Genomic DNA, 26,213 nt, shown 5'->3' with positions numbered 1-26,213 from the left:
CATGAAGTTCGAGATGAAGTCCTTCGAGATCGGGCCGCAGACCCGGCGCGACCTGCTGGTGCTGTTCGCGCTGGCCGGCTGGGCGCTGAGCGTGCCCTACTACGGCAGCGAGTTCATGGTCTCCATGGCGCTCACCTGCCTGATGTATGCGGCGCTGGCCAGCAGCTGGAGCCTCTTCTGCGGCACCACGCGCTACCTCAGCCTGGCCACCGCGGCCTTCTTCGGCATCGGCGCCTACGCCAGCGCCATCTGGATGGAGCAGACGGGTTGGTGGGGCGCCATCGCCCTGGGCGCCGGCATCGCGGCGCTGGTGGCGGTGGTGATGGGCGCGGCCGTGCTGCACCTGCGCGGCACCTATTTCGCGGTGCTGACCTTCGGCATGACGGAGCTCATCCGCCACGCCATCACCTACTGGGAGAAGCAGGTCACCGGCACCGTGGGCCGCGTGCTGGTGGTGGTGCCCGAGCGCGACACCATCTACCTCACGGTGCTGGGCCTGGCGGTGCTGGCCATCCTGACGAGCATCGTGGTGCGCCGCAACCGCTTCGGCCTGGCCATGGCGGGCATCGGCGCGGACGAGCAGCGTGCGCAGACGCTCGGCGTGAACACGCGGCTCATCAAGATCGCCGGTTTTGCGATGACAGCCGCCTTCGCGGGTGCGGTGGGCGCGGCGATGAGCGTGCGCTGGACCTACATCGACCCGGGTACCGTCTTCAACCCCTTCATCGGCTTCCAGACCGTGCTCATCGCGCTGATCGGCGGCGCCGCCACGCTCTGGGGCCCGCTGATCGCCGCGGTGGTGTTCAGCCTGCTGGCCGAGACCCTTCGGCTGCGGGCGCCGCAGGTCTACATGATGTCGTTGGGCCTGCTGCTCATCCTGTGCGTGCTCTACCTGCCGGGCGGGCTGGCCTCGCTGCGCTGGGCCACCTTCACGGGCTGGCGTGACGACATCCGCCAGGCCTGGCGCGACCTGTTCAGCACCAAGAAGCAGGAGGCCGCACGATGAACGGCCACCCCTTGCTGGAAGCGCGCGAGGTCTCGGTGCGTTTCGGCGGCCTGGTCGCCGTCGACCAGGTAAGTGCTGCTTTTGCGCCCGGTGAACTGGTGGGCATCATCGGCCCCAACGGCGCGGGCAAGACGACCTTCTTCAACGCGCTCTCGGGCGTGGTGGAGCCCACCGGTGGCGAGCTCTACGCCGGCGGCCAGCGCCTCACGGGCGCCAAGCCGCACCGCTACGCCCAGCACGGCGTGGCGCGCACATTCCAGACGCCGCGGGTGTTTGCCGAACTCAGCGTGGCCGCGAACATCGATTTCGGCCTGCAGTTCGCCGGCCGCCACCGCACGGCTTCCTGGCTGCTGAAAGACGAAGCCAGCATCCTCAACCTCATAGGCCTGCAGGCCCAGGCCGATTTGCCGGCCGCGGCCATCACGCCCAGCCAGCAGCGGCTGCTGGAAATCGGCATGGCGCTGGCCACGCGGCCCAAGCTGCTGCTGCTGGACGAGGTGGCCGCGGGCCTGACCGAAAGCGAGGTGGACGCGATGGCCCAGCTCATCCGCCGCCTGCGCGACGAACTCGACCTCACCGTGATCTGGATCGAACACGCCGTGACCACGCTGCTGCGCTACGTGGAGCGCGTGATCGTGCTGCACCAGGGCCGCAAGATCGCCGACGGCACGCCGGCCGAGGTGGTGCGCAACGCGGAAGTGATCGAGGCCTATCTCGGCGATGAGATGGTGGAGCCCGCATGAAAAACGACATCGAACTCGCGCTCGACCGGCCGCTGGCGCACCTGAAGATCGAAGGCTTGTCGGCGGGCTACGGCCCTTTCCTCGTGCTGCGTGATCTGGCGCTGGAAGCCCGGCCGGGCGTCACCGTCATCCTCGGCCCCAACGGCGCGGGCAAGACCACGCTGCTGAAGGCCATCGCGGGGCTCATCCCGCGCGGCGGCAAGCTGAAGCTCAACGGCGACGAGATTCCCACCGACGCCAAGGCCAGCGAGATCGTGCAGCGCGGGCTGGCGCTGGTGCCCGAGGGCCGGCAGCTCTTTCCGCAGATGACGGTGGCCGAGAACCTCGAACTCGGCGGCTGGCTGGTGAAGCCGGCCGAACGCGCCGCACGCATGGCCACGGCCTTCAAGGATTTCCCGAAACTCGCCGAACGCGCGCAGCAGCTGGCCGGCACCATGAGCGGCGGTGAACAGCAGATGGTGGCCGTGGCCCGCGCGATGATGAGCGCGCCGCGCCTGCTGATGCTGGACGAGCCCAGCCTGGGCCTGGCGCCGCGCATGGTGGACGAGTTGCTCGCCATCGCGCGCCGCATCGCCGATGCCGGCACCACGGTGCTGATGGTCGAGCAGAACGTGCGCAAGGCCCTCGCCATCGCCGACCGCGGCTACGTGCTGGAGCGCGGCCGGCTGGTCGCCAGCGGCCCGGCCTTCCTGCTCGCGCGCAGCAGCGTCATCCGCCAGGCCTACCTCGGCAAGGCCGCCACGCCCGCCACCGCATCCAAGACTTCCACGAACGCCAAGGAGACCCCCATGTCCGACCTCAGCATGCTCATCAACGGCTTGGCCGTGTCCGCCGAAGGCGGCGCCACCTTCGAGCGCCGCAACCCGCTGGACGGCAGCATCGCCACGCGCGCCCCGGCCGCCAGCGAGGCCGATGCCGTGGCCGCGGTCGAGTCCGCCGCAGAGGCCTTCAAGACCTGGAGCCAGACCGGCCCCACCGAGCGCCGCATGCTGCTGCTGAAGGCCGCCGACGCGCTGGAAGCCAAGACGCCGAAGTTCGTCGAGGCCGTGCCCGCCGAGACCGGCGCCACGGGCATGTGGGCCGGCTTCAACGTGATGCTCGCCGCCGGCATGATCCGCGAAGCGGCGGCGCTCACCACGCAGATCGCCGGCGAGATCATCCCCAGCGACGTGCCCGGCTCGCTGGCCATGGGCGTGCGCCAGCCCGCGGGCGTGGTGCTGGGCATCGCGCCCTGGAACGCGCCCATCATCCTGGGTGTGCGCGCCATCTGCGTGCCGCTGGCCTGCGGCAACACCGTGGTGCTCAAGGGCAGCGAAAACTGCCCGCGCACGCACCAGCTCATCGTCGAGGCCTTCCAGGACGCCGGCTTCCCGGCCGGCGTGGTGAACTACATCACCAACGCACCGGCCGACGCCGGCAAGGTGGTGGAAGCCATGGTGGCCCACCCCGCCGTGCGGCGCGTGAACTTCACCGGCAGCACGCGCGTGGGCAAGCTGATTGCGATGACCTGCGCGAAGTACCTCAAGCCCGTGGTGCTGGAACTCGGCGGCAAGGCACCGATGGTGGTGCTGGACGACGCCGACCTCGATGCTGCCGTCAACGCCGCCGCCTTCGGGGCGTTCGCCAACAGCGGCCAGATCTGCATGAGCACCGAGCGCTTCATCGTCGACGGCAAGATCGCCGACGACTTCGTCGCCAAGTTCGCGAAGAAGGCCAAGGGCCTGCCGCTGGGCGACCCGCGCAAGCCCGAGCCCGTGGTGCTGGGCAGCGTCATCGGCATGGGCACGGTGGAGCACTGCAACGCGCTGATCGACGACGCCCTCGCCAAGGGCGCCAAGCTGGTGTGCGGCGGCAAGGCGACCGACACGCTGATGCCGGCCACCATCCTCGACCACGTGACGCGCAAGATGCGCATCTACCACGAGGAAACCTTCGGCCCCGTGAAGTGCGTGGTGCGCGTGGACGGCGTGGACGCCGCGGTGGACTGCGCCAACGACAACGAGTACGGCCTCTCGGCCGCCGTCTTCGGCAAGGACATCGCGCGTGCCATGAACGTGGCGCGCCGCATCGAGAGCGGCATCTGCCACGTCAACGGCCCCACGGTGCACGACGAGGCGCAGATGCCCTTCGGCGGCGTGAAGGGCTCGGGCCTGGGCCGCTTCGGTGGCAAGGCCGGCGTGCACGAGTTCACCGAGCTGCGCTGGATCACCGTGCAGACGACCGAGCGGCACTACCCCTTCTGAGGCTGCGCGGGGCGCTCCGCAGGACGCCCCGCCTGCCGCCCCGCGCTGGCGCGGAACTCGCGCGGCGGCACGCCGTAGCGCCGCCGGAACTGCTCGCCGAAGTTCGACAGCGTCGGAAAGCCGCAGGCCTGCGCCACCTGCGCCACCGGCTCGCGGCCCTGCACCAGCTGCAGTGCCGCCCAGCCGCAGCGTGCGTCGTTGACGTACGCCGTGAACGACTTGCCCACCTCGCGCCTGAAAAAGCGCGCAAAAGCGGCCGGGCTCACGTGGGCCACGGCCGCCGCATCGTCGATGCACAGCGTCTGGCCGAGGTTCGCCTCTACCCAGTTCAGCACGCGGTCGATGCGGCGCATGCCGCCCCCGGCCGTGGCCTCCGCCGGCGGCGGCGCGGGCATGGAGCCCGAGAGGGCGCGCAAGTCGATGCGGCCTTCGTGCAGGCAACTCAGCACTTCGATGAACACCGCCACGCGGCGCGGGGCGCTGGCCCCGGGCAGCTGCGCGAGCAGGCGCTGCACCTGCTCGCGCGTGCGGCCCTGCACCTCCACGCCGGCCGCGGCCTGTGCCAGCAGCGGCGCCAGCGCCTGCAGTTCGGGCAGCCGGCAGCGCTGCAGCCAGTCGGGCGGGAACTGCAGCACCGTGGCCGCGCAGCCCAGGGGCGATGGCGCGCCCCGGGTGGCCCACAGGTGCGGGGTCTCGCTGCCCACGAGCACGAGGTCGCCATCGAAGAAGGGCTCCACGCTGTCTCCCACCCAGCGCAGCCCCTGCCCGCGCTCGATCCACGTCAGCTCGAAGTGGCCGTGGCGGTGCAGGCTGCCGCCGAAGGACGGCAGTGCCAGGTGCAGGCAGCGCAAGGACTCTTCGGCCTGGGGTATGGCTTCGCGGGTGATCCGCATCGTGCATGCCGGGTTGGGCAGGGCTCAGGGCAAGCCCTGGGCCCGAGGGTTTGAAAACCGTCAGTTCAGACGCGCGGACAGGCTGATCAGGCGCGAGAACCCCGCGAGACTAACGGTTTTCAGCCCAGGGTTCAGCCCAGGATTGCAGCCGATGAGCAGCGACTGGTGGCGCGGTGCCACCCTTTACCAGATCTACCCGCGCAGCTTTGCCGACGCCAACGGCGACGGCATTGGCGACCTCGCCGGCGTGACGGCCAGGCTGCCCTACGTGGCCGCGCTGGGGGTGGACGGCATCTGGCTCTCGCCCTTCTTCACGAGCCCGATGCGCGACTTCGGTTACGACGTGGCCGACCACCTCGGCGTCGACCCGATCTTCGGCACCGGTCAAGACTTCGATGCGCTGCTCGCCGAAGCCCACCGCCTGGGCCTGAAGGTGATCATCGACCAGGTGTGGAGCCACACCGCCGCCGAGCACCCCTGGTTCGAGGAGAGCCGCGCCAGCCGCAGCAACGCCAAGGCCGACTGGTACGTGTGGGCCGATGCCAAGCCCGACGGCAGCCCGCCCAACAACTGGCAAAGCTGGATGGGCGGGCCCGCCTGGCGCTGGGAACCTCGGCGCCAGCAGTACCACCTGCACAACTTCCTGCCGCAGATGCCCGACCTGAACTTCCACTGCCCCGCAGTGCAGGAGGCGGTGCTCGACATCGCCCGACACTGGCTGGAACGCGGCGTGGACGGCTTTCGCCTGGACACCGCCAACCTCTACTTCCACAGCCGCGGCCTGCAGGACAACCCGCCCATGCCCGAGGGCAGGCGGGGCGACGCCCCCGTGCTGATGCAGCAGCACCTGCACAACGCCGACCAGCCGGAGGCGCCGGCCTTCTTCGAGCGGCTGCGCCGCTTGATGGACGCTCACGGCGCGCCGATGGCGGTGGCGGAAATCGGCGGTGCCGAGCCGCTGGCCACGATGGTGGCCTACACGCAGGGTGCGCAGCGGCTGCACACGGCCTACTCCTTCGCCTTTCTGGGCGAGCGGCCCGATGCCGCCCAGGTGCTGCGCCACCTGGCACCGTGGACCGAAGGCGCGGGCCGCGAGGCCTGGCCGAGCTGGGCTTTCTCGAACCACGACGCGCCGCGCGTGGCCTCGCGCTGGGGCGCCGGTGCGGCCGGGGCCTTCGCCTTCGGCGGCCGCGCCGATGCCGGGCCGGCCGCGGCCGGCGCCACGCCCGTCACCTGGCTGGCGCTGCTGATGGCCTTGCGCGGCACGGTCTTTCTGTACCAGGGCGAGGAACTGGGCCTGCCGCAGAGCTCACTGGCCTATGAAGACATCCGTGACCCCTACGGCCTGGCGAATTGGCCGCTGAACCCGGGGCGGGATGGCTGCCGGACGCCATTTCCGTGGCGGGCCGATGCGCCGCAGCTCGGCTTCAGCACCGCGGCGCGCACCTGGCTGCCGGTGGACCCGGCCCACGCGCCGCTGGCCGTCGACCGGCAGCAGGCCGACCCCGCCTCAACCTTGCATGCCACGCGGCGCCTGCTGGCGCTGCGGCGCGCGCACCCGGCGCTGCGCCTGGGCGACCTGCAGGCGCTGGTGGCAGAAGGCGACGTGCTGGTGCTGCGCCGCGAACACGCCGGCGCGGACGGCACCGACACCTTGCTGCTGGCCTTCAACCTGGGCGCCAGCGCCGCGACGGTGCCGCTGCCCGGCGCCGGCGCGCCCTTGTTCACCCACGGCGGCGCCGCGCTGCACGGGGCGGAGCTGCAACTGCCCCCGGGGGCGGTGCTGTTCGCGCCGCTGGCCTGAACCCCGTTTCTCCTCCATTTGCCTGACACGAATCTCGCCATGCCAAGCACCACCACGCCGATGAACGACACCGCCCCCGACACCACGCTCTGGGCCGATCTCGACAGCCCCTATGCGCTGCAGCCCGCGCAGATCGAAGCCTTCCGCCGCGACGGCTGCATCAAGCTCCAGCAGGTGCTCTCGCCGGCCACACTGGCCCACTTCGGGCGCGAGATCACGCAGCTCACCATCGACCTTAATACCGAGAGCCGCCCGCTGGAAGAGCGCAGCACGTACGACCGCGCCTTCCTGCAGGTCATGAACCTGTGGGAGCAGAGCGCGCTGGTGGCGCGCTTCGTGATGGGGCAGCGGCTGGCGCGCATCGCGGCCGAGCTGCTGCAGGTGCGCGGCGTGCGGCTGTACCACGACCAGAGCCTCTACAAGGAACCCGGCGGCGGCATCACGCCGGCGCACGCCGACCAGTACTACTGGCCGCTGGCCAGCGACCGCACCATCACGGCGTGGATCCCGCTGCAGGCCGTGCCCGCCGAGATGGGTCCGCTGGGCTTCTACGCCGGCAGCCAGGGCGTGGCCTTTGGCCGCGACCTGGGCATCAGCGACGAGAGCGAAGCCAAGATCAGCGAGAACATGGCCCGCCACGGCTTTCCCTTCGAGGTGGGGCCTTTCGAGCTGGGCGAGGTGAGCTTCCACCTGGGCTGGACCTTCCACAAGGCCGGAGCGAACGTGAGCGACCGACCCCGTTCGGTGATGACCGTGATCTACATGGACGCCGACATGCGCCTGGTGCCCGCGCTCAACGCCATCCAGGCCAACGACCGCGACCAGTGGTGCCCCGGGGCGCGCGAAGGCGAGGTCATCGCCACGCGCAAGAACCCGGTGATCTGGTCGCGCTGAACACCGAGCCCATGGCTGTGCGCGACCTTCAAGGCCTGGCTGCCCTCGGTAACGGGCGGGGTGGTTTCGCCATCGAGCCGGTGGTGGTGCGCGCGCCCGCGGCCGGCGAAGTGCGCGTGCGCCTGACGGCCGCCGGCCTCTGCCACACCGACCACGCCTCGCTGCACTGGCCCGGCCCGCTGGTGCTGGGGCACGAGGGCGCGGGTGTCGTGGAAAGCGTGGGCCCAGGGGTCACCCACCTCGAGCCCGGCGCACCGGTGCTGTTGAACTGGGCCATCCCCTGCGGCCGTTGCCCGCAGTGCCAGCGCGGGCGGGGCTCGCTGTGCGAGCGCACGCACGGTGTGGACGCCACGCTGGGCAGCAGCGCGCCGGCCCCGGGCCACACGCTGTGGCGTGGGCAGCCGGTGGAGCGATCGTTCAGGCTGGGCACCTTCTCCGAGTACACCGTGGTGCGTGCCGAGGCGCTGAGCGCGCTGCCCGCGCAGTTGCCGGCGCGGCACGCCTGCATCCTGGGCTGCGGGGTGATGACGGGCGTGGGCGCGGCCCTCAACGTGGCCCAGGTGCAGCCTGGCGATACGGTGGCGGTGGTGGGTTGCGGCGGCGTCGGCCTGAGCGTGGTGCAGGGCGCGCGGCTGGCCGGTGCCGGCCGCATCATCGCCATCGACCGCCGGCCCACGGCCCTGCAGCGCGCGGTGGCCTTCGGCGCCACGCACACGCTGGAACCGCCACCTGAAGACGCGCAGGGCGATCAGCTCGCAGCCGCCGTGCGCGCCCTGACCGAGGGCCGCGGTGCCGACCACGCCTTCGAGGCCACGGGCGTGGCCGCGCTGGCCTTCCTGCCGCTGAAGCTGTGCCGCAACGGCGGCAATGCGGTGCAGCTCAGCGGCGCGCACGGCCCGGTGAGCGTGGAGATGCCGCAGTTCTGGTGGGACAAGCGCTACCTCGTGCCGCTGTACGGCGGCTGCCTGCCCGAACGAGACTTCCCGCGGCTCTTCGACTGGGCCGCGCGCGGCGCGCTGCAACTCGAAAGCCTGGTCACGCACACCTACCGCCTGGACGAACTCGGCCAGGCGCTGGACGACATGCTCGCCGGCCGCAGCGCCAAGGGTGTGATCCTCTTCGATTGAGCAGCAACACGAGCGCACCCCGATGTTCCGCACCCTCGAGATCTCCGACCCGGCCCTGGCGCCCGCGGGCCTGCATTTCGTCACCGTCAAGAGCGCGGCGCTGGGCCAGCGTGCCGACCTGCTGCTCTTCGTGCCGCCACAGGCCGCCGCGCTGCAAGACGTGCCGCTCGTGCTGCTGCTGCACGGCGTGTACGGCTCGCACTGGGCCTGGGCCTTCAAGGGTGGGGCGCACCTCACCGCCCAGCGGCTGATCGACGCGGGCGCCATCCCGCCGATGGTGCTGGCCATGCCCAGCGACGGCCTGTGGGGCGACGGCTCAGGCTACGTGCCCCATGCCGGGCAGGACTTCGAGCGCTGGATCGTCGACGAAGTGCCGGCCGCCGCGTGCCAGGTCTGCGGCGCGTGCAGCGCGGCATCGCCGCTTTTCGTTGCCGGGCTGAGCATGGGCGGCTTCGGCGCGCTGCGCCTGGCCGGCCGTTACCCGCAGCGTTTCCTGGCGGCGGCCGGGCATTCGTCGGTCACCGAGGCCATGCAGTTCGACCGACTGATCGAAGAGGCGCGCACCGGCTGGTCGTCCGAGCCTGTCGACCGCCGCGTGATCGACGCTTTGCGCAGTGCGCGCGGGCCGTTGCCGGCGCTGCGCTTCGACTGCGGCCGCGACGATCCCTTCATCGGCGCCAACCGCCAGCTGCACACCGACCTGCAGGCCGCCGGTATCTCGCACGAATACGCCGAGCATGACGGCAGCCACGGCTGGGGTTACTGGTCCCGGCACCTCGAAGACACGCTGCGCTTCTTCGGCGCGGCTCTCGAAACGCGGAGACAGCCATCGTGATTCTCAAGTCCATCGCCGCCACGCTGCTGGCGCTGCCGCTGCTTGCCGCCGCGGCTCCCGACTGCGCCGCCCTGGCCGGGCTGCGCCTGCCGCAGGCTGTCATCGACCTGGCAGTGGCCGTGGCCCAGGGCGAGAAGCTCGCGGTATGGCGCGGCGGTTCGCCGGTTCCGATGCCGCAGGCCTTCTGCCGCGTGCGCGGCGTCGCCATGCCGGTGCCCGGCTCGCGCATTGGTTTTGAGGTCTGGTTGCCCGAGCGTGCGCGCTGGAACGGCAAATTCATGCAGGCCGGGAACGGCGGCACGGCAGGCTCGGTGCCGCTAGGCTCGCTGATGGACGGTGTGCGGCGCGGCTACGCGGCCGCAGCGACAGACGGCGGGCACGAGTGGCCCGACGGGTTGGACTACGGCTGGGCCTGGCAGCAGCCCACCCGCGTGGTGGACTTTGGCTGGCGCGCCGTGCAGCAGACCAGCCAGGTCGCGCGACGCGTCATCGCCGCAGCCTACGCACGCGCGCCGCGGAAGTCGTACTTCGTTGGCTGCTCCAACGGCGGGCGCGACGCCATGATCGCAGCGCAGCGCTTTCCGAAGGAGTGGGACGGCATCGTGGCCGGGGCGCCGGCGATGGACTGGCTGGGTTTGATGATCGGCGGCGCGATGCTGCAACGCGAACTCACTCAGCCCGGTGCAGGGCTGCCGCCTGCCAAGCTGCCCGCGCTGCAGGCCGCGGCCTTGGCAGCCTGCGGCGAGGGCCAGAGCTATGTCGTGCGGCCTCAGCAATGCCGCTTCGATCCCGCAGTGCTGCGTTGCACAGGCGCTGAAACCGACGCATGTCTGACCGACGCGCAACTCGCCACCGTGCGCAAGGTGTACGGCGGCGTCACCGACGCCAGCGGCACCCGCATACCGGGTCAGTCGATGGGCGGCGAGGCTTCGCCCGGAAACTGGGACTTCTGGCTGCTGCGCCGGCCCAGCAACCCGCTCAGTGGCGAAGCCGCCGCGCCGGGTACGCCACCGCCCACCAGCATCAGCGAGAGCTTCTTCCGTTACCTGGTGCGCGAAGACGCGGCCTTCCAGCTGGGCGACCTGCGCGATGAGGACGTGCTGAAGGCACGCCAGCGCTGGAGCCGCGACCTGGATGCCACCGATCCCGACCTGCGCGCGTTCCGCGCCCGAGGCGGCAAGCTGCTGCACTACCACGGCTGGAACGATGGGGCCATCCCGCCGCAGATGAGCATCGATTACCGGCAGCGCGTGGCCGCCCGCCTGGGGAACGAGCCGGACGACTTCTACCGGCTGTTCCTGGTGCCCGGCATGAACCACTGCGGGGGTGGCGCCGGCCCGTGGCAGGTGGATTGGGTGGACGTGCTCGAACGCTGGGTCGAGCGGCATGAAGTGCCTGCAGCGCTCACCGCCTTGCATCCGCAGACTGGTGCCACGCAAATCCTGCGCCCCCAAGCCCCCGCCGAACGCCCCTGACCACCATGCCCAAGCCGATGCCCCTGCCTCTGCCGACACACTGGCCTGCCTCCGGGCCCCCGAACCGCCGCCACGCCCTGCAGGCCCTGGCCGTTGGCGCCGCCTGGCCTCTGGCTGCCTGCAGCCTGCAGGGCGACCCTTTGCCCCGGCTGTCGGCCGGTCGCATCGAACGCCTGTCCGCGCTGGCTTCGCGCCATGTCGACGCCCGCCACGTCGATGTCTGGCTGCCCGAGGGCTACGACGGCCGCACCCGCCACCCGGTGCTGTACATGCACGACGGCCAGGCGGTCTTCGACGGCGCCAGTTCCATGGCCAAGGTGGGCTGGCGCATGGACCGCAGCGCCAGCACCTGGGCCGTGCAGCACCGGTCCCCGGCGCCGATGGTGGTGGCGGTCTGGAACCACCCGACTCAGCGGCACCTGGAGTACTTCCCGCAGCCCATGCTGGACCGCCTGCCACGCGCCGCGCGCGAACGCATCTGGGAGAAGCTGCCGCTGACGATGCGGCCTTTCGCAGGCGAACTGGTGAAGGAGGGGCGATCGCGTTCCGAGGCCTACCTGAAGTTCCTGGCCGAGGAACTCAAGCCCCTGGTCGATGCACGTTTCGCCACCCGGCCCGGCCGGGACGACACGCTGGTGATGGGTTCGAGCATGGGCGGGCTCATCTCGGTCCACGCGCTGCTGTCCTACCCGCAGGTGTTCGGCGCAGCGGCCTCGTTGAGCACGCACTGGATCGGTCTGCTGGAGCGCAACGACGACATCTCCGACGCCGCGCTGGCCTGGCTGCGCGACGCCCTGCCCAGGCCGGCAGATACCCTTCGTCTGTACCTGGACCGCGGCACGCTCGACACCGATGCCCAGTACGCGCACGCGCAGGGCCAGGTCGATGCCCTGCTGCGCGAGCGCGGCCTGGCGCCGCCGCAGGTGGTGAGCCGCGTGTTCGAAGGCGCTGGCCACAACGAACGCGACTGGGCAGCGCGTGTACACGTGCCCCTGGAGTTCCTGCTGCGCCACACGCGCAACCTGGGCAGCGTGACACCCAGCCGGACGGCAGTGACATGAGCCGCGCGAACTGGTCCCGCCTCTGGGTGGGCTGCCTGCTGATCCTGGTCGGCGCTGCGTCCGCGGCGGCTGCCGGCCGCGGCGACCTCACGCGCCACGTCGACCCCTTCATCGGCACCGACGGCACGGGGCATGTGACGCCGGCGGCGATGGTGCCCTTCGGCATGGTGGCGCCCGGCCCCGACAACGCCGACCGCGGCTGGAGCTACAGCAGCGGCTACCAGTTCCGGGCGCCGCGTGTGCTGGGCTTCTCCAACACGCACATCAGTGGCGCCGGCATCCCGGAACTCGGCGACGTGCTGCTGATGCCCGCGGCCGGCACACGCTGGGATGCGCAGAGCACCGACTTCTCGGCCGTGCCCGACAAGAAGACCGAGAGCGCCCGCCCCGGCGTCTACCGTGTCACGCTGCCGGGCCATGGCGTGCGTGTGGAACTCACCGCCACGCAGCGCGTGGCCGTGCACCGCTACACCTTCACGCAGGCCGGCAGCGTGCAGGTGCTGGTGGACCTGCAGCACGGGCTGCTCTTCGGAGAGGGGCCACGGGTCACGCAGGCCACCTCCAGCGTGGACGCCGCGCGGGGCGAGCTCACCGGCACCACGCACGCGAAGAACTGGGTCGAGCGCGAGGCTTCGTTCATCGTGCGCTTCGACCGGCCCATCGCGCAGGTGACGACGCTGCCGCCACGCGAAGGCGAGCGCGCCGCCCGCTACGTGCTGGAGTTCGACCTGGGTACCGGCCGCGTGCTGCACGCGCGCGTGGCCCTGTCCACGGTGGACGTGGACGGCGCGCGCCGCAACCTGGCCGTCGACGAGGCCAGGCCTTTCGACACCGTGCGCGCCGCGGCCGATGCGCAGTGGCAGCGGCTGCTCTCGCGCATCGAGATCGACGCCAATGCGCGCTTCAAGAAGATCTTCTACTCGGCGCTCTACCGCACGCTGCTGCACCCCAGCGACATCGCCGACGCCGACGGCCGTGTGCGCGGCCCCACGGGCCAGGTGATGGCCGCTCCCGGCGGCGTGTACTACAGCACCCTGAGCCTGTGGGACACCTTCCGCGGCGTGCACCCGCTCTTCACGCTGCTGGTGCCCGAACGTGTGCCCGGCTTCGTGCAGACGATGCTGGCGCACCACCGCGCACAGGGCTACCTGCCGCTGTGGACGGCCTGGGGCCGCGAGACGCACACGATGATCGGCAACCCGGCGCTGCCGGTGATGGCCGACGCGGTGGCCAAGGGCTTCCACCGGCAGGGCACCGGTTTCGACCTGAACGCCGCCCTGCAGGCGATGGTGGAGACCTCCACGCTGCCGCGGCCGAACGCGCCCGCGTGGGCCCAGCGCGACTGGAGCGCCTACGAACAGTTCGGCTTCATCCCGCTGGACAGGATCGGCAACGAGTCGGTGAGCAAGACGCTGGAACTCGGCATCGGCGACGACGCCGTGGCCCGCGTGGCGCGGGCGGCAGGCCAGCCCGCGGTGGCCGAACGCTTCGCACGGCGCGCCCAGGGCTGGCGCCAGCTGTGGGATGCGCAGACGATGATGATGCGTGGCAAAGACAGCGCCGGCCACTGGCGCGAGCCTTTCGACCCGCTGGTGCCCACCAGCCCCATGAACAACCCGGGTGACTACACCGAGGCCAACGCCTGGCAGTACACCCTGACGCCCGCGCTGCACGACCCGGCGGGCCTGGTGGCGCAGATGGGCGGGCCGGCGGCCTTCGAGGCCTGGCTCGACCGCTTCTTCAGCGTGCAGGCGCCCGGCGCCAACAAGCACCTGGGGCAGGAAGCGCTGATCGGCCAGTACGCGCACGGCAACGAGCCCAGCCACCACATCGCCTACCTCTACGCCTGGACGCCGGCGCCCGAGAAAGGCCCGGCGCTGATCCGTCGCATCGCGCGCAGCTTCTACGGCAGCGGGCCCGACGGCATCACCGGCAACGACGACTGCGGGCAGATGAGCGCCTGGCTGGTGCTCTCCACGCTGGGCTTCTACCCTGTGGTGCCGGCCTCGGGCGAGTACGTGGCCGGTGCCACGCTGGTGCGCCGCGCCTGGCTGACGCGTGCCGATGGCACGCGGCTGCTGATCGAACCGGGACAGCGCCCGGGTGTGTGGCTGGATGGCCGACGCCTGCCGGCCACCGCCGTGCCGCACGCAGTGCTGCTGCAGGGCCGGCGCCTGCAGGTGGGCCCGGCGCGCTGAAGCGCCGCGGCCGCGCCGGGGCCTGCACCGGTGCCGCTACTGGAAGTGCCGCAGCAGCCGTTCCAGCGCCAGCGTGAAGGGCTGCTGCATCAGCGGCAGCGTGGCCAGCAGGCCGAGCAGGCCCACGCCCAGCGTGACGGGGAAGCCGATCGCGAAGATGTTGATCTGCGGCGCCACGCGCGAGATCGTGCCCAGCACCAGGTTCACGAAGAGCAGCATGGTCACCAGGGGCAGGGCGATCCACAGCCCGGTGCTGAAGATCTCGGCGCCCCATTGCTGGGGCTGCATCTGGCGCAGGAAGGCGAAAGGCTCGGGCCCCACCGGGAAGGCGTTGAAGCTCTGCACCAGCGCGCCGATGACGAGCAGGTGGCCGTTCATCACGATGAAGAGCCAGGCCACCATGGTGCCGAAGAAGCGGCTGGTGGCGGTGGCCGTGCTGGCCGAGATGGGGTCGAAGAAACCTGCGAAGTTCAGGCCCATCTGCAGGCCGATGATCTCGCCGGCGAACTCCACCGCGGCGAAGACGATGCGCACCGCGAAACCCAGGCTCAGGCCGATGACCACCTGCTGCGTGATCAGCAGCAGCATGGGCGGCGCGTCCAGCGGCAAGGTGGCAAGCTCGGGCGGCAGCGGCGGCAGGCTGCCTTGCGAGGCCAGCGCGATGAAGGCCGCCAGGCCGATGCGCACGCGCAGCGGCACCGCGCGCGTGCCCAGCACCGGCAGCGCCTGGAAGAGCGCCAGCGCGCGCAGGAAGGGCCAGAGCAGCGGCGTCAGCCAGGCGACGATCTGCGCTTCGGTGAAGGTGATCATGGGCGCTTGCCAGGCACCGGGCGCCGCGGCCTCAGCCCACCGCGGACGGTATGGCCTGCAGCGTGGCCTGGATGAACTCCACCAGCGTCGTCAGCATCCACGGCCCGGCGATGGCCAGCACGGCCACGGCGGCGATGACCTTGGGCACGAAGCTCAGCGTGGCCTCGTTGATCTGCGTGGCGGCCTGGAAGATGCTCACCACCAGGCCCACGATCAGCACCACCAGCAGCACCGGCGCACTCACGATAAGCAGCATCCACAGGCCGTGCTGGCCCGTGGTGAGAACTTGTTGGGCTTCCATCGTTCGGTCCTAGGTGGCAAATGAAGCGGCCAGCGAACCCAGCAAGAGGTTCCAGCCGTCGGCCAGCACGAAGAGCATCAGCTTGAAGGGCAGGGCCACCAGCACCGGGCTCAACATCATCATGCCCAGGCTCATCAGCATGCTCGCCACGATCATGTCGATGACGAGGAAAGGGATGAAGATCATGAAGCCGATCTGGAAGGCGCTTTTCAGCTCGCTCGTCACGAAGGCCGGCACCAGCACGCTGAGCGGCACGTCTTCGCCCTTCACGTCGGCCGGCAGCTTGGCCAGGCGCGAGAACAGCATCACGTCGCTCTGGCGCGTCTGCTTCAGCATCCATTCGCGGATGGGCACCACGCCTTCCCTCAGGGCCTGGTCCACCGCCATCTGGCCGGCGGCGTAGGGCGCGTAGGCCTTCTCGTAGACCTTGTCGAAGGTGGGTGCCATCACGAAGAAGGTGAGGAAGAGGCTCAGGCCCACGATCACCTGGTTGGGCGGCGCGGCCTGCGTGCCCAGCGCCTGGCGCAAGAGGCTCAGCACGATGACGATGCGCGTGAAGGCCGTCATCAGCAGCAGCACCGCCGGCAGGAAGCTGAGCGCGCTGAAGAAGAGCAGCGTCTGGATGGGCACCGAGTAGCTGTTGCCGCCGGGGCCCTGGCCGATGACCAGCGGCAGCGTGCCGCCCGGGCTGCTGCCTTGCGCCAGCGCGCCGCCAGCGGCCAGCAGCAGGGCGCCGGCCAGCGGCAGCTGGCGGCGGCCTAGCGCCGAAAGTGTGCGGTGGATGATGGGATCAGCGCGCACGGTCATCGCCCCCGGGTGGCTGGCCCTTCAGCCGCGTGAGCAACTGCGCGAAGGTGGCGGCCGGTGGCGCCGGCACGGTGGCGGCGGCCTCGGTGTTGTCGGCCTGTGCCGACATCGTGTGCAACGTGCGCACGCCCTGGGCACTGACGCCCAGCACCAGCCACAGGCGCTCTTCGCCCTGGCCCACTTCCACGGTGACGATCTTCTGCTGTGCCGACAGCGGCAGCACCGCCACCGTGCGCGGTGCGCCGGGCCGGCCGCCGGCGCCGCCCATGGGCGTGCGTTTCAGCAGCCACAGCGTCACCGGGATCAGGGCCACGATGGCCATGAACCACAGCAGCGAGGTGATGTTCAAGGGCATGTCAGGGCCTGCCCATCAGGTGCGTGAGAGGCGGCGCATGCGCTCGGAGGGCGTGACGATGTCGGTGAGGCGGATACCGAACTTGTCGTTCACCACCACCACCTCGCCCTGGGCGATGAGGTAGCCATTGACCAGCACGTCCATCGGTTCGCCGGCCAGGGTTTCCAGTTCCACCACGGAGCCTTGCGCCAGCTGCAGGATGTGCTTGATGGGGATGCGCGTGCGGCCCAGTTCCACGGTCAGCTGGACGGGGATGTCCAGGATCATGTTGATGTCGTTGCTCGTGCCCGTGTTCTGGGCCTGCACCGACTGGAAGTTCGCGAACTGCGCCGGGGCCACGGACTCGCTCGGCGCGGTCACCTCGTTGGCGACCTCGTTGCCGGCCGGCTTGGCCTCGGCCAGCGCGGCCGCCCATTCGGCGGCCATCTTGTCCTCTTCGGACATCTGCGATTCGGCTTCGGACATCTCAGTGTTCCCCGATCCAGGTCATGTTCGAACCCGTCAAGAGCTGGTCGATCTTGATGGCGTACTTGTTGTTGCTGGTGCCGTAGTGCGCGTCGAACACCGGCACGCCCGAGACCTTGACCTTGATCAGCGGGTCGAGGTCGAGCTCGATGAAATCGCCCGGCTTGAAGCTCAGCAGCTGTTCCACGGTGGCCGGGGCCTGCGCCAGTTCGGCGACCAGTTCCACCTCGGCGGCCTGGATCTGGTTCTTCATCAGGTTCACCCAGCGCCGGTCGGGCTCGGTGCTGTCGCCCTGGATGGTGCTGTAGAGCGTGTCGCGGATGGGCTCCAGCGTGCTGTAGGGCACGCAGAAGTGCACCGTGCCGCTGGTCTCGCCGATCTCCAGCGTGAAGCTGGTGGCCACGACGATCTCGCTGGGCGTGGCGATGCTCGCGAACTGCGGCTGCATCTCGCTGCGCTGGTACTCCAGCTCCACCGGGTAGATGCCGGTCCAGGCCTTCTTGTACTCGGCCGTGATCACCTCCACCAGGCGCAGGATCACGCGCAGCTCGGTGGGGCTGAAGTCGCGGCCTTCGATGCGCGTGTGGTACTTGCCGATGCCGCCGTAGAGCGAATCGATCACCGCGAAAACCAGGCTCGGGTCGCAGACGATGAGCCCGCTGCCGCGCAGCGGTTTCACGTTGACGATGTTGAAGTTGGTGGGCACCACGATCTCGCGCAGGAAGGCGCTGAACTTCTGCACCTTGATGCCGCCGATGGCGACCTCGGGGCTCTTGCGGATGAAGTTGAACAGGCCGATGCGGATGTTGCGGGCGAAGCGCTCGTTGATGACCTCCATCGTCGGCATGCGGCCGCGGACGATGCGCTCCTGGCTCGCCAGGTCGTAGTCGCGCACGCCGGTCTGCTGGACCTCTTCCTGCTCGAGCTTCTGGCTCTCGCCGGTGATGCCCTGCAGCAGCGCATCGACTTCGTCTTGCGAAAGGATCTGCTGGTTCATGCTCGCCCCGCAGGCAGGCTCATTGAATGATGAAGTTGGAGAAGTGGACGTTGTTGATCGGGAGCGGGGGGGGTGCGCGCTTCTTCTTCTTTTTCTTGGTCGTGCTGGCTTCTTCTTCCGGCTCTTCCTCTTCCTCGACCTCGAAGCCCAGGGCCTTGGAGGTCTCGCGCTTGACCTTCTCGGCCAGCGCGGCCTTGCCTTCGCGCGTGGCCAGGTCGGCCGCGGTCTTGTCGGCGATGGCCATCAGGATGTTGTTGCGGATGGCCGGCATGTAGACCTTGATGCGCTCGTTGAGCTGCGCGTCGCTGATCTCCAGCGTGATGCCCACCTGCGCATAGCGTTCGGCATCGCGGTCGGCCAGGTTGACCGTGAAGGGGTCCAGCGGCACGAAGATGGGCACCGCCTTGGGGTCGAACTTGGGCGCGGCGGGGGCGGCGGGCTTGGCGTGCGCGTCGGCAGCGCCCTCCTCTTCGGCGGGCGGCTTCTTGCCCATCATCAGGAAGGCCACGAGCGCGAGCACGACCACCAGCACGCCGCCCCCGGCCATGATGATGAGCTTCTTCTTGCCCTTGGCGGGGGGGGCAGCGTCGGTGGCGGTGGCGGTGGACATGCGGGGCTCTCCTGCGGTGGGGGCGTTGCGTGTCGCGATGGCGGCACCCTTCGACCCGTTGCAGACATTGTTGAGGGCCCCACCTCGCCCCTAAGCGCCAATAAGCGGCGTTGAAACTGCCTTTTCGTGGCCGGGCCGCCCCCGGCCCGTGGGCCCTGTGCCCGCGGCCGCGCCCGGGACCGGGACCGGCACCGTGACCGGGGTCAGGCCCGCTCAGGCCACCAGGTCGACCACGCCGCGGCGGCGGGCGCCCGCCATGCCGTTGCCGGTGGCGGCAGCGGCACCGGGCGCGGTGTCGCTGCCGCTTTCGCCTGTGCCTCCGCCGGTGCCGCTGCGGCCGTTGCCGCCGCTGCCAGGCTCGGCCTGGGCCTGCTGGCGCGGCTGCTCGAAGACGCCGCCGCCGCTGAGCGTGAGCCCGGCCTCACGCAGGCTGCCCGCCAGCGTGGGCAGGGCCTGTTCCAGCGCCTGCCGCGTGGCCGCGTGTTCCGCAGCGAAGCTCATGTGCGCGCTGCCGCCATCCAGCTGGATCTGCACCGTCACCGGGCCGAGTTCCAGGGGGTTCAGCTGCAGCTTGGCGTGCTGCACGCCCTCGCGCACGAAGGTGGTGATCTGGGTGCCCAGTTCCTCGGCAAAGGCGGGGTTGCCGGGTGCGTGGCTCAGGCGCGCCTCGGCCGGGTTGGCCGGGCTGCTGCCCGGCAGCGCCGTGGGGCCGATGGGGCTGGCGGCGGCCATGAGCAGCGCGCCGTTGTCGGCGGGGCGCAGGTCGGCGCCGAGCGTGGCGGGCGCGGCCAGCACCTGGGGGCTGGCGGCCCAGGCCGCCTTGGCGGTGTCGGCTTCGGGGCTGGCGGCCTGCGCCAGCAGCCCGGCGAAGGCCGGCCCGGCGCGGTGGCCCTCGTCGCCCGGCGCGATGGGTGCACCGCCCAGGCGTCGGCCGGTGGTGGTGGGGCCGGCGGTGGCCGGCAGGTCGCCGCCGCCGTCGGCCAGGCCGAGGCCGCCTTCGCGCGCCTCACCGGTGGCGGGCGCTCGGCCACGGGCGGTGGCCAGGGCGGCCTGGGGGCCCATCGTCCAGCCCAGGCTGGCCAGCAGGGCAGCAGCATCGGCCGGGGCGGTGGCCTCGCTGCCGGCTTCGGCGGCCGCTTCTTCCGGCGCGGCCGCGGTGGCCTGGCCGGCGGTGGCCTGCTCGGGAGCGTCTTCGGTGGGTTGCGAGGGGCGGGCCGGCGGCGCGGGCTGGGCCGTCGCGCGCTGCGGCGCTGGCGCGGCGGCCCGCGCGGGCGGGGCCGGTGTGGCGGTCGGCGTGGGGCTGTCGGCCTGTTCGTTCTGGCGGCGCGCGTCGGCGGCCTCGAGCAGGCGCGAGAAGCTGTCGGCACCGCCGGCCGTGGCACCGGGCAGGCCGCCGGCCAGGGCCGCGGGCGCGAGGCCGGGCGTGATGGAGGTCGGGTAGGCCGGGTTGGCGGCGGGCGACAGGGCGGCGGTCTGCATGGGCGGTGGTCTCCGGTCGGGCGGCGTTCAGTGCGGCAGGGGGGCGGCTTCGAAACCCAGGCGCCAGCCGCCGGCACCGCCGTCTTCGTTGCGGCGGCGGTGCTGGTGCATCGCGGTTTCGTCGCTGCGGCGCTGGTCCTGCCTTTCGGCCAGGTGGCGCGCCTGGGTGCCGCGGCGCTCGAGCAGCTTGCGCACCGAGGCCACGCGGGTCTCTTGCGCCACCAGCGCCTGGCGCAACTCGCCCACGCGCGCTTCGGTCTGCAGCAAGGCGTGCTGCTGTTGCTGCAGCGCCTGGTCGAGCCGCTGCATGAAGCCCTGGTGGCAGCGGATGAGCTCGATGCTGGCGCTGCGCCCGCCTTGCGCGGGGTGGCGTGCGCGGTAGTCTTCGCGGTAGGCGAGCAGCTGCTCCTGCTGTGCCAGCAGGCGGCGGTGGTGCTCCTCGGCCTGCAGCAAGGCCGAGACGGCCTCGTCGCGCTCACGTTCGGCATGTTCCAGCAGGGTGTGCAGGGCGGCGGTCATGGGCGTCTTTCGTTGGGGTCAGGGGGCAGGGCGGGGCTGTCAGTGCTGCATCAGGCGGCACAGCTGCGCGCGGCTCATGTCCAGCGCGGCGCGTTCGTGCATGTCCTGCTGCAGCAGCGAGGTCATCTGCGGCTGCAGCTTCACGGCGGTGTCGAGTTCGGCGTCGTGGCCGGGCTGGTAGGCGCCCAGCTGGATGAGATCGCGCGCCTTGTTCACCTTGGCCATCAGCTGGCGCATGCGGCGGGCGGCGAGCAGGTGCTCCTTCGGCGCCACGGCCGTCATCACGCGCGAGATGCTCTTTTCCACGTCGATGGCCGGGAAGTGGCCGCTCTCGGCCAGCTCGCGGCTCAGCACGATGTGGCCATCCAGGATGCCGCGCGCGGCGTCAGCGATCGGGTCTTGCTGGTCGTCGCCTTCGCTGAGCACCGTGTAGAAGGCGGTGATGCTGCCCTGGCCCGCCAGGCCGTTGCCGCTGCGTTCCACCAGCTGCGGCAGCTTGGCGAAGCAGCTCGGGGGGTAGCCCTTGGTGGCCGGCGGCTCGCCGATGGCCAGCGCGATCTCGCGCTGCGCCATCGCGTAGCGCGTCAGGCTGTCCATCAGCAGCAGCACGTGCAGGCCCTGGTCTCTGAAGTGCTCGGCAATGGCCGTGGCGTAGCCCGCGCCCTGCATGCGCAGCAGCGGCGGCGCATCGGCCGGGGCGGCCACCACCACGCTGCGCGCGCGGCCTTCCTCTTCCAGGATGTCTTCGATGAACTCCTTCACCTCGCGGCCGCGTTCACCGATCAGGCCCACGACGATGACGTCGGCCTGCGTGTAGCGCGCCATCATGCCCAGCAGCACCGACTTGCCCACGCCGGTGCCGGCGAACAGACCGATGCGCTGGCCGCGGCCCACGGTGAGCAGGGCGTTGATGGCGCGCACGCCGGTGTCCAGCGGCTTGCGCACGGGGTCGCGGTCCATCGCGTTGATGGGGCGGCGCACCAGGGGCTCGGTGTGCACGTCCTGCAGCGGGCCCAGGCGGTCGATGGGGTGGCCATGCGAATCGACCACGCGGCCCAGCAGGCCGGCGCCCATGGGCAGGTGCAGGCCGCGGTCTTCGCTGCGGCGCCAGGGGTGGTTCTCGGCGCCGAAGCGCGGCGGGCTCACCGGCGCCGGGCGCGGCACCACGCGCGCGCCGCTGGCCAGGCCGTGCAGCTCGCCCATGGGCATAAGGTAGGCGCGGTCGCCGCTGAAGCCCACCACCTCGGCCAGCACGGCCGGCTGGCCGGGGCACTGCACCTCGCACACGCTGCCCACGGGCACGCGCACGCCAGCGGCTTCCAGCACGAGGCCCGTCACGCGCAGCAGGGTGCCCACGGTCTCCAGCGGCTGCGCCACGGCGGCGTAGTCCTGCAGGTCGTGCAGGTAGCGGCCCCAGCGCTGGGCGCGGGCCTGCAACGCCGCCTGGGCCTGCGGGGGCAGGGCGGCCCGGGTGCCGGGTGCGGTTTCGGCCGCGGCCAGTTCTTCGTGCTCGTAGAGACTCGATTTCATGCGCGGTCTCCCGGCTCTGCGGTTTTCTCGTCGTCGAGCGGCAGCGTCGAGCCCAGCGCCGCAGCGGCCTGCGCCCAGCGCTGCGCGATGCGGGCGTCCACGGCGCCGACATCGCTTTCCACCATCACGCCGCCACGCGGCACGCCGGCATCGGCGTGCAGGCGTGCGCCGCGGGCCTGCAGCGCCTCGGCGGCGCCTTCGGCCACCAGCGGCAGGTCGTGCGGGTGCACGTGCACGGCGATGTGGCGGGCGCTGAGCATCACCGCGCCCACGGCCTCGGCGGCCACCTGGGCCACGACCTCGGGGCGCTGCTGCAGTTCGGTGCGCAGCACCTGGCGCGCCAGCTGCACGGCGGTGGCCGCCAGCGTGCGCGAGATTTCGCCGTCCAGCGCCGTGAGCTGTTCGTCGAAGCTCTGCAGCAGCGCACCGATCTGCGCCGTGGCCTGCTGCGCGAAGCTCTGCTTGAAGTTCTCCAGCGCGGCCATGCCGTCGCGGTAGCCGTCCTGGTAGCCGGCCTGGCGGGCCGCGGCGATGCGCGCTTCCCAATCGGCCGTGGTGGGCTCGGGCGGGGCGGCCGGCGCTGCGGCGGGGCCGCCGCCGAAAGTGCCCGGGCGCCAGCTCGCGAAGTCGCCGAGTTCCTCGCGCGGAATGAAGCGCTGGTAGGCCGTGCCGGCCTTGCTGCCCTGGGGGGGCGGCACGTTGGGGAAGCCGCCGAACTTCGGTTGGTTGCTCATTTAGACAAACTGCTCGTCGCCACCACCGGCCAGCACGATCTGGCCCTCGTCGACCAGGCGGCGCACGATCTTCAGCATTTCCTTCTGCTCGGCCTCCACCTCCGACAGCCGCACAGGGCCGCGCGACTCCAGGTCTTCCTTCAGCGTCTCGGCCGCGCGGCTGCTCATGTTCTTGAAGATCTTCTCGCGCAGGGCCGGCGTGGCGCCCTTCAGCGCGATCACGAGGCTGTCGCTCTGCACTTCCTTCATCAGGGCCTGGATGCCCTTGTCGTCGATCTTCTCGACGTCGTCGAAGGTGAACATGTTGTCCATGATCTTCTGCGCCAGGTCGTTGTCGGCCTCGCGCACGAAGTCGAGCACGCTGGTCTCCACCGCGGTGCCCAGCATGTTCAGGATCTCGGCGGCGGTCTTCACGCCGCCCAGGCTGCTCTTGCGGCTGCGGTCACCGCCGGCCAGCACCTTGCTCATCACCTCGTTGAGGTCGCGCAGTGCAGTGGGCTGGATGCCGTCCAGCGTGGCGATGCGCACCATCACCTCGTTGCGCTGGCGCTCGCTGAAGAGCTTCAGGATCTCGGCGGCCTGGTCGAACTCCAGGTGCACGAGGATGGCCGCGACGATCTGCGGGTGCTCGTTGCGCAGCAGCTCGGCCACCGAGGTGGGGTCCATCCACTTCAGGCTCTCGATGCCGGTGACGTCGCTGCCCTGCAGGATGCGGTCGATCAGCAGGTTGGCCTTGTCCTCCCCCAGCGCCTTGCGCAGCACGGCCTTCACGTACTCGTTGTTGTCGGCCACCAGCATGTGCTCGTTGGCCGCCAGCTGGGTGAAGCTGTCCATCACCTCGTCCACACGTTCGCGGGTGACGGCCTTCATGCGCGCGATGGTCTCGCCCAGGCGCTGCACTTCCTTGGGCGCGAGGTGGCGGAAGACCTCGGCGGCCTCTTCCTCGCCCAGGGTCATGAGCAGGATGGCGGCTTTTTCGAGCCCTTCGTCGTCCATCGAGGCGGCGGCCATGGGGTGTCCTGTTGCGGGTGGGTGCGGTGGGGCAGGGGGGCGGCGTCAGGCGGTTTCGCCGCTCACCCAGCCGCGCACGATGTTGGCCACGGCGGCCGGGTTGCTCTTGGCCAGGGCACGGGCCTGCTCGACGCGCTCGCTCTGCGTCACGGGCAGCAGCGGCGTGGGTGGCGGGGCCGGCGGCGGCTCTTCGGCCACCACCTCGTCGAGCTGGCTGCCCTTCTCGGGCGGCGGCGGCGGGGCCAGCATGGCGGTGAGCGCCGGGCGGATCAGCATGGTCACGATCAACAGCGCCACGAGGGCCAGCGCGCCTGGCGCGGCGGCGGTCTTCAGCAGGTCGAGCAGCCAGGGCTGCTGCCACAGCGGCAGCTCGTCCACCGGCGGCGGCACCTCGGTGCGGAAGGGCGCGTTGACGACCTTCACCACGTCGCCGCGCTCGGCATTGAAGCCGATGCCCTGCTGCACCAGTGCGGTGAGCTGCTCGATCTCCTTGTCGCTCAAGGGCGTGCTGGTGGGCTTGCCCTTGGGGTCGGTGCCGCTGCGGTGGTTCACCACCACGGCGGCGCTGAGGCGGCGCACCGTGCCCACGGCGTTGCGCGTGACGGTGACGGTCTTGTCCACCTCGTAGCGCGTGGCGGCTTCGCGGCGCGTGCTGGCACCGGCCGCGCCGGCGCCCTGCGCACCCTGCATGGCTTGCGCCTGGCCGTTGATGGGCGCCGCGGGCTGGGGCGGCGGCTGGTTGGTCTGCGCGCCGGGCACGCCGGCGGGCGTGGCCGAGCCGGGCTGCGTGCTCTCTTCGCTGCGCTGCTCGCGGATGGCCGGGTTGGCGCCTTCGCCCTGGTTGGGGCGGTAGGCCTCGGCGGTCTGCAGGACCTGGCTGAAGTCGATGTCGCCGGTGACGCTGACGCGCACGTTGTCGCCGCCCACCACCGGCTCCAGCAGCGCCATCACGCGCTTGGTGAGTCCGGCCTCCAGCTCGCGGCGGTATTGCAGCTGCTGCGAATCGAGCCCGGCGGCGTTGTCGTCGTCGTGGGCACCGGAGAGCAGGCCGCTGGCGCTGTCGATCACGCTCACGGCCTTGGGGTTGAGCTCGGGCACGCTGTTGCTGACCAGGCTGACGATGCCGGCCACCTGGTTGCGGTCGAGCGTGCGGCCCGGGTGCAAGGTGAGCGTCACGCTGGCGCTGGGCTTCTGCTGCTCGCGGAAGAAGCCGTTCTGCTGCGGCAGGGCCAGCATCACGCGGGCCGACTTCACCGATTCCAGGCTCTGGATGCTGGTGACGAGCTCGCCCTCGATGGCGCGCTTGAACTTCATGCGCTCCTGGCCCTGGGTCTGGCCGAAGCTGTCCTTGTCCAGCAGCTCGTAGCCGGCGCTGGCGTTGCGGCCCACGTTCAGGCCCGCGGCCGAGAGCTTCATGCGCAGCGCCGCCACCTGGCCGCTGGGCACCATCACCACGGTGCCGCCTTCGGCCACCTTGTAGGGCACGTTCATCTGCGTCAGGCGCTGGATGATCTCGCCGCCTTCCTTCTCGCTGATCTCGGCGTACAGGGGCCGGTAGTCGCTGCCGCTGGCGGTGAAGGCCATCACGGCCAGCACGGCCAGCAGCGCGGCCACGCCGAACATGGCGCTGAGCTGGGTGCGGATGGGCAGGGCCTGCCAACGGCCGGCGAGGCCCGGGGCGGCCGGGATCAGCGGGGTTGGGTTGGCGGTGGCGACAGCGTTGTCCATGGATGCGGCGGGCGGTGCGTAGGCGGGCCCGGAAGGGGCCGTTGCAGCGTCATTGTTCGCCGGGGGGTGCCGCCGCTTAAGCGTGAGAAGAGGCGGGAAGACGCGCCTGATCGCGCCTTGGCAACGGGGCCGCCGCGCCTACAGTGCAGGTGTGAAATGGGCTCTCGGCCCTTCCTCGCAACCGCCCCCTGCCATGTCCGACCTGCGCATCAAGCCCTTCGACTTCGCCGCCGCCGTGGCCAAGGCCGGCCTGCGCCCGGACGGCACCCCGCGCACCGACGCCACCGGTGCCGCGCCGGGCGGCTTCAAGGCCGCGATGAACACGGCGCTCCAGGAAGTGAGCGCCTCGCAGTTCGAGGCCCAGCGCCTGCAGCGCGAGCTGACCCTGGGCAACCCCACGGTGAGCCTGGAAGACACCGTGATGGCGATGCAGAAAGCGCAGATCGGCTTCCAGGCCACGCTGCAGGTGCGCAACCGGCTGGCACAGGCCTACAGCGACATCATGAACATGCAGGTGTGAACCTGCAGGGGCATGAGCGTCGCTGCCGGGTGAGGCACGACATCATGAACATGCAGGTGTGAACCTGC

25 protein-coding genes and 1 pseudogene are annotated in these 26,213 nt (G+C 71.0%); 12 read left to right on the top strand and 14 right to left on the bottom strand.

Features of this window, described 5'->3' with window-relative positions; genetic code table 11:
- The first annotated feature begins 1 nt into the window (after position 1).
- The 4 genes and pseudogenes from EOE66_RS21330 to EOE66_RS22245 all read left to right on the top strand — a co-directional run bounded on the left by EOE66_RS21330 (position 2) and on the right by EOE66_RS22245 (position 3,992).
- Positions 2 to 1,006: a branched-chain amino acid ABC transporter permease gene (locus EOE66_RS21330; RefSeq protein ID WP_245479132.1), complete on the top strand. Its 1,005-nt coding sequence runs from the start codon at positions 2 to 4 to the stop codon at positions 1,004 to 1,006.
- Positions 1,003 to 1,749 carry an ABC transporter ATP-binding protein gene (locus tag EOE66_RS21325; RefSeq protein WP_128230775.1) on the top strand — a complete coding sequence of 249 codons (747 nt, stop codon included), beginning with the start codon at positions 1,003 to 1,005 and terminating at the stop codon, positions 1,747 to 1,749. The genes EOE66_RS21330 and EOE66_RS21325 overlap by 4 nt, the downstream gene beginning before the upstream one ends.
- Positions 1,746 to 2,255: pseudogene (locus tag EOE66_RS22250) on the top strand (ABC transporter ATP-binding protein); the annotation flags it as partial. The gene EOE66_RS21325 and the pseudogene EOE66_RS22250, both read left to right, overlap by 4 nt.
- A 282-nt stretch (positions 2,256 to 2,537) precedes the next feature.
- Positions 2,538 to 3,992, top strand: a complete 1,455-nt coding sequence (locus EOE66_RS22245) for an aldehyde dehydrogenase (protein ID WP_245479135.1) — start codon at positions 2,538 to 2,540, stop codon at positions 3,990 to 3,992.
- On the opposite strand, the gene EOE66_RS21315 is transcribed toward EOE66_RS22245, so the two are convergent.
- Positions 3,980 to 4,885 (bottom strand): helix-turn-helix domain-containing protein, encoded by a 906-nt coding sequence (locus EOE66_RS21315; protein WP_128230773.1) that lies wholly within the window; start codon positions 4,883 to 4,885, stop codon positions 3,980 to 3,982. The two genes, EOE66_RS22245 and EOE66_RS21315, sit on opposite strands and share 13 nt — an antisense overlap.
- A gap of 151 nt (positions 4,886 to 5,036) precedes the next feature.
- Between EOE66_RS21315 and EOE66_RS21310 the strand changes: the two genes are divergently transcribed.
- Genes EOE66_RS21310 through EOE66_RS21280 form a run of 7 tightly spaced genes read left to right on the top strand, consistent with a single transcriptional unit; the run spans position 5,037 to position 14,279 of the window.
- On the top strand, positions 5,037 to 6,689 hold the full coding sequence (locus EOE66_RS21310) for an alpha-amylase family glycosyl hydrolase (protein ID WP_128230772.1): 1,653 nt from the start codon (positions 5,037 to 5,039) through the stop codon (positions 6,687 to 6,689).
- Between the two features lie 39 nt (positions 6,690 to 6,728).
- Positions 6,729 to 7,583 (top strand): phytanoyl-CoA dioxygenase family protein, encoded by an 855-nt coding sequence (locus tag EOE66_RS21305; protein ID WP_205702787.1) that lies wholly within the window; start codon positions 6,729 to 6,731, stop codon positions 7,581 to 7,583.
- A gap of 11 nt (positions 7,584 to 7,594) precedes the next feature.
- Positions 7,595 to 8,710: an alcohol dehydrogenase catalytic domain-containing protein gene (locus EOE66_RS21300; RefSeq protein WP_128230771.1), complete on the top strand. Its 1,116-nt coding sequence runs from the start codon at positions 7,595 to 7,597 to the stop codon at positions 8,708 to 8,710.
- A gap of 22 nt (positions 8,711 to 8,732) precedes the next feature.
- Positions 8,733 to 9,545 (top strand): alpha/beta hydrolase, encoded by an 813-nt coding sequence (locus EOE66_RS21295; protein ID WP_128230770.1) that lies wholly within the window; start codon positions 8,733 to 8,735, stop codon positions 9,543 to 9,545.
- On the top strand, positions 9,542 to 11,020 hold the full coding sequence (locus tag EOE66_RS21290) for a tannase/feruloyl esterase family alpha/beta hydrolase (RefSeq protein WP_128230769.1): 1,479 nt from the start codon (positions 9,542 to 9,544) through the stop codon (positions 11,018 to 11,020). The genes EOE66_RS21295 and EOE66_RS21290 overlap by 4 nt, the downstream gene beginning before the upstream one ends.
- Positions 11,021 to 11,025: 5 nt before the next feature.
- Positions 11,026 to 12,081 (top strand): alpha/beta hydrolase, encoded by a 1,056-nt coding sequence (locus tag EOE66_RS21285; protein WP_128230768.1) that lies wholly within the window; start codon positions 11,026 to 11,028, stop codon positions 12,079 to 12,081.
- Positions 12,078 to 14,279: a GH92 family glycosyl hydrolase gene (locus tag EOE66_RS21280; RefSeq protein ID WP_128230767.1), complete on the top strand. Its 2,202-nt coding sequence runs from the start codon at positions 12,078 to 12,080 to the stop codon at positions 14,277 to 14,279. The genes EOE66_RS21285 and EOE66_RS21280 overlap by 4 nt, the downstream gene beginning before the upstream one ends.
- A gap of 36 nt (positions 14,280 to 14,315) precedes the next feature.
- Here EOE66_RS21280 and fliR read toward each other — a convergent pair whose 3' ends face one another.
- The 13 genes from fliR to fliF form a co-directional block, all read right to left on the bottom strand.
- On the bottom strand, positions 14,316 to 15,089 hold the full coding sequence (gene fliR, locus EOE66_RS21275; protein WP_128230766.1) for a flagellar biosynthetic protein FliR: 774 nt from the start codon (positions 15,087 to 15,089) through the stop codon (positions 14,316 to 14,318).
- A 31-nt stretch (positions 15,090 to 15,120) separates the two neighbouring features.
- Positions 15,121 to 15,390: a flagellar biosynthesis protein FliQ gene (gene fliQ, locus EOE66_RS21270; protein ID WP_128230765.1), complete on the bottom strand. Its 270-nt coding sequence runs from the start codon at positions 15,388 to 15,390 to the stop codon at positions 15,121 to 15,123.
- A gap of 9 nt (positions 15,391 to 15,399) precedes the next feature.
- Entirely contained in the window at positions 15,400 to 16,197 is a 798-nt protein-coding gene (gene fliP, locus EOE66_RS21265) for a flagellar type III secretion system pore protein FliP (RefSeq protein ID WP_128230764.1), read from the bottom strand.
- A complete protein-coding gene (locus EOE66_RS21260) occupies positions 16,181 to 16,552 on the bottom strand; it encodes a FliO/MopB family protein (RefSeq protein WP_128230763.1) in 372 nt (123 codons plus the stop codon). The genes fliP and EOE66_RS21260 overlap by 17 nt, the downstream gene beginning before the upstream one ends.
- A gap of 15 nt (positions 16,553 to 16,567) precedes the next feature.
- A complete protein-coding gene (gene fliN, locus EOE66_RS21255) occupies positions 16,568 to 17,017 on the bottom strand; it encodes a flagellar motor switch protein FliN (protein WP_128230762.1) in 450 nt (149 codons plus the stop codon).
- Between the two features lies 1 nt (position 17,018).
- The gene (fliM, locus tag EOE66_RS21250; protein ID WP_128230761.1) at positions 17,019 to 18,014 is read right to left on the bottom strand and encodes a flagellar motor switch protein FliM; all 996 of its coding nucleotides are present in this window, start codon (positions 18,012 to 18,014) and stop codon (positions 17,019 to 17,021) included.
- 19 nt (positions 18,015 to 18,033) lie between these two features.
- On the bottom strand, positions 18,034 to 18,624 hold the full coding sequence (locus EOE66_RS21245) for a flagellar basal body-associated FliL family protein (RefSeq protein WP_128230760.1): 591 nt from the start codon (positions 18,622 to 18,624) through the stop codon (positions 18,034 to 18,036).
- 213 nt (positions 18,625 to 18,837) lie between these two features.
- Entirely contained in the window at positions 18,838 to 20,103 is a 1,266-nt protein-coding gene (locus EOE66_RS21240) for a flagellar hook-length control protein FliK (protein ID WP_128230759.1), read from the bottom strand.
- Positions 20,104 to 20,130: 27 nt separating this feature from the next.
- Positions 20,131 to 20,622 (bottom strand): flagellar export protein FliJ, encoded by a 492-nt coding sequence (fliJ, locus tag EOE66_RS21235; protein WP_128230758.1) that lies wholly within the window; start codon positions 20,620 to 20,622, stop codon positions 20,131 to 20,133.
- Positions 20,623 to 20,661: 39 nt separating this feature from the next.
- The gene (gene fliI, locus EOE66_RS21230; protein WP_205702786.1) at positions 20,662 to 22,152 is read right to left on the bottom strand and encodes a flagellar protein export ATPase FliI; all 1,491 of its coding nucleotides are present in this window, start codon (positions 22,150 to 22,152) and stop codon (positions 20,662 to 20,664) included.
- Positions 22,149 to 22,886: a FliH/SctL family protein gene (locus tag EOE66_RS21225; protein WP_128230757.1), complete on the bottom strand. Its 738-nt coding sequence runs from the start codon at positions 22,884 to 22,886 to the stop codon at positions 22,149 to 22,151. The genes fliI and EOE66_RS21225 overlap by 4 nt, the downstream gene beginning before the upstream one ends.
- A complete protein-coding gene (fliG, locus tag EOE66_RS21220) occupies positions 22,887 to 23,882 on the bottom strand; it encodes a flagellar motor switch protein FliG (RefSeq protein WP_128230798.1) in 996 nt (331 codons plus the stop codon).
- A 60-nt stretch (positions 23,883 to 23,942) separates the two neighbouring features.
- Positions 23,943 to 25,625 carry a flagellar basal-body MS-ring/collar protein FliF gene (fliF, locus tag EOE66_RS21215; RefSeq protein WP_128230756.1) on the bottom strand — a complete coding sequence of 561 codons (1,683 nt, stop codon included), beginning with the start codon at positions 25,623 to 25,625 and terminating at the stop codon, positions 23,943 to 23,945.
- Positions 25,626 to 25,818: 193 nt separating this feature from the next.
- Here fliF and fliE point away from each other — a divergent pair, with 193 nt between their 5' ends.
- The gene (fliE, locus tag EOE66_RS21210) at positions 25,819 to 26,145 is read left to right on the top strand and encodes a flagellar hook-basal body complex protein FliE (RefSeq protein WP_128230755.1); all 327 of its coding nucleotides are present in this window, start codon (positions 25,819 to 25,821) and stop codon (positions 26,143 to 26,145) included.
- The last annotated feature ends 68 nt before the right edge of the window (positions 26,146 to 26,213 follow it).

The organism is Rubrivivax rivuli (genome assembly GCF_004016505.1).
GTDB classification, from domain to species: Bacteria; Pseudomonadota; Gammaproteobacteria; order Burkholderiales; family Burkholderiaceae_C; genus Rubrivivax; species Rubrivivax rivuli.
This window is presented reverse-complemented; position numbering and strand designations above follow the sequence as displayed.

Excerpts from the sequence above, each read along its gene's own strand:
- fliE (WP_128230755.1), top strand. The coding sequence starts at position 25,819 with ATGTCCGACCTGCGCATCAAGCCCTTCGACTTCGCCGCCGCCGTGGCC.
- fliM (WP_128230761.1), bottom strand. The coding sequence starts at position 18,014 with ATGAACCAGCAGATCCTTTCGCAAGACGAAGTCGATGCGCTGCTGCAG.
- fliI (WP_205702786.1), bottom strand. The coding sequence starts at position 22,152 with ATGAAATCGAGTCTCTACGAGCACGAAGAACTGGCCGCGGCCGAAACC.
- EOE66_RS21285 (WP_128230768.1), top strand. The coding sequence starts at position 11,026 with ATGCCCAAGCCGATGCCCCTGCCTCTGCCGACACACTGGCCTGCCTCC.
- EOE66_RS21325 (WP_128230775.1), top strand. The coding sequence starts at position 1,003 with ATGAACGGCCACCCCTTGCTGGAAGCGCGCGAGGTCTCGGTGCGTTTC.
- fliP (WP_128230764.1), bottom strand. The coding sequence starts at position 16,197 with ATGACCGTGCGCGCTGATCCCATCATCCACCGCACACTTTCGGCGCTA.
- EOE66_RS21330 (WP_245479132.1), top strand. The coding sequence starts at position 2 with ATGAAGTTCGAGATGAAGTCCTTCGAGATCGGGCCGCAGACCCGGCGC.
- fliQ (WP_128230765.1), bottom strand. The coding sequence starts at position 15,390 with ATGGAAGCCCAACAAGTTCTCACCACGGGCCAGCACGGCCTGTGGATG.
- EOE66_RS21310 (WP_128230772.1), top strand. The coding sequence starts at position 5,037 with ATGAGCAGCGACTGGTGGCGCGGTGCCACCCTTTACCAGATCTACCCG.
- fliG (WP_128230798.1), bottom strand. The coding sequence starts at position 23,882 with ATGGACGACGAAGGGCTCGAAAAAGCCGCCATCCTGCTCATGACCCTG.
- EOE66_RS21260 (WP_128230763.1), bottom strand. The coding sequence starts at position 16,552 with ATGCCCTTGAACATCACCTCGCTGCTGTGGTTCATGGCCATCGTGGCC.
- fliF (WP_128230756.1), bottom strand. The coding sequence starts at position 25,625 with ATGGACAACGCTGTCGCCACCGCCAACCCAACCCCGCTGATCCCGGCC.
- EOE66_RS21280 (WP_128230767.1), top strand. The coding sequence starts at position 12,078 with ATGAGCCGCGCGAACTGGTCCCGCCTCTGGGTGGGCTGCCTGCTGATC.
- fliJ (WP_128230758.1), bottom strand. The coding sequence starts at position 20,622 with ATGACCGCCGCCCTGCACACCCTGCTGGAACATGCCGAACGTGAGCGC.
- fliR (WP_128230766.1), bottom strand. The coding sequence starts at position 15,089 with ATGATCACCTTCACCGAAGCGCAGATCGTCGCCTGGCTGACGCCGCTG.
- EOE66_RS21245 (WP_128230760.1), bottom strand. The coding sequence starts at position 18,624 with ATGTCCACCGCCACCGCCACCGACGCTGCCCCCCCCGCCAAGGGCAAG.
- EOE66_RS22245 (WP_245479135.1), top strand. The coding sequence starts at position 2,538 with ATGTCCGACCTCAGCATGCTCATCAACGGCTTGGCCGTGTCCGCCGAA.
- fliN (WP_128230762.1), bottom strand. The coding sequence starts at position 17,017 with ATGTCCGAAGCCGAATCGCAGATGTCCGAAGAGGACAAGATGGCCGCC.
- EOE66_RS21300 (WP_128230771.1), top strand. The coding sequence starts at position 7,595 with ATGGCTGTGCGCGACCTTCAAGGCCTGGCTGCCCTCGGTAACGGGCGG.
- EOE66_RS21295 (WP_128230770.1), top strand. The coding sequence starts at position 8,733 with ATGTTCCGCACCCTCGAGATCTCCGACCCGGCCCTGGCGCCCGCGGGC.
- EOE66_RS21225 (WP_128230757.1), bottom strand. The coding sequence starts at position 22,886 with ATGAGCAACCAACCGAAGTTCGGCGGCTTCCCCAACGTGCCGCCCCCC.
- EOE66_RS21315 (WP_128230773.1), bottom strand. The coding sequence starts at position 4,885 with ATGCGGATCACCCGCGAAGCCATACCCCAGGCCGAAGAGTCCTTGCGC.
- EOE66_RS21305 (WP_205702787.1), top strand. The coding sequence starts at position 6,729 with ATGCCAAGCACCACCACGCCGATGAACGACACCGCCCCCGACACCACG.
- EOE66_RS21240 (WP_128230759.1), bottom strand. The coding sequence starts at position 20,103 with ATGCAGACCGCCGCCCTGTCGCCCGCCGCCAACCCGGCCTACCCGACC.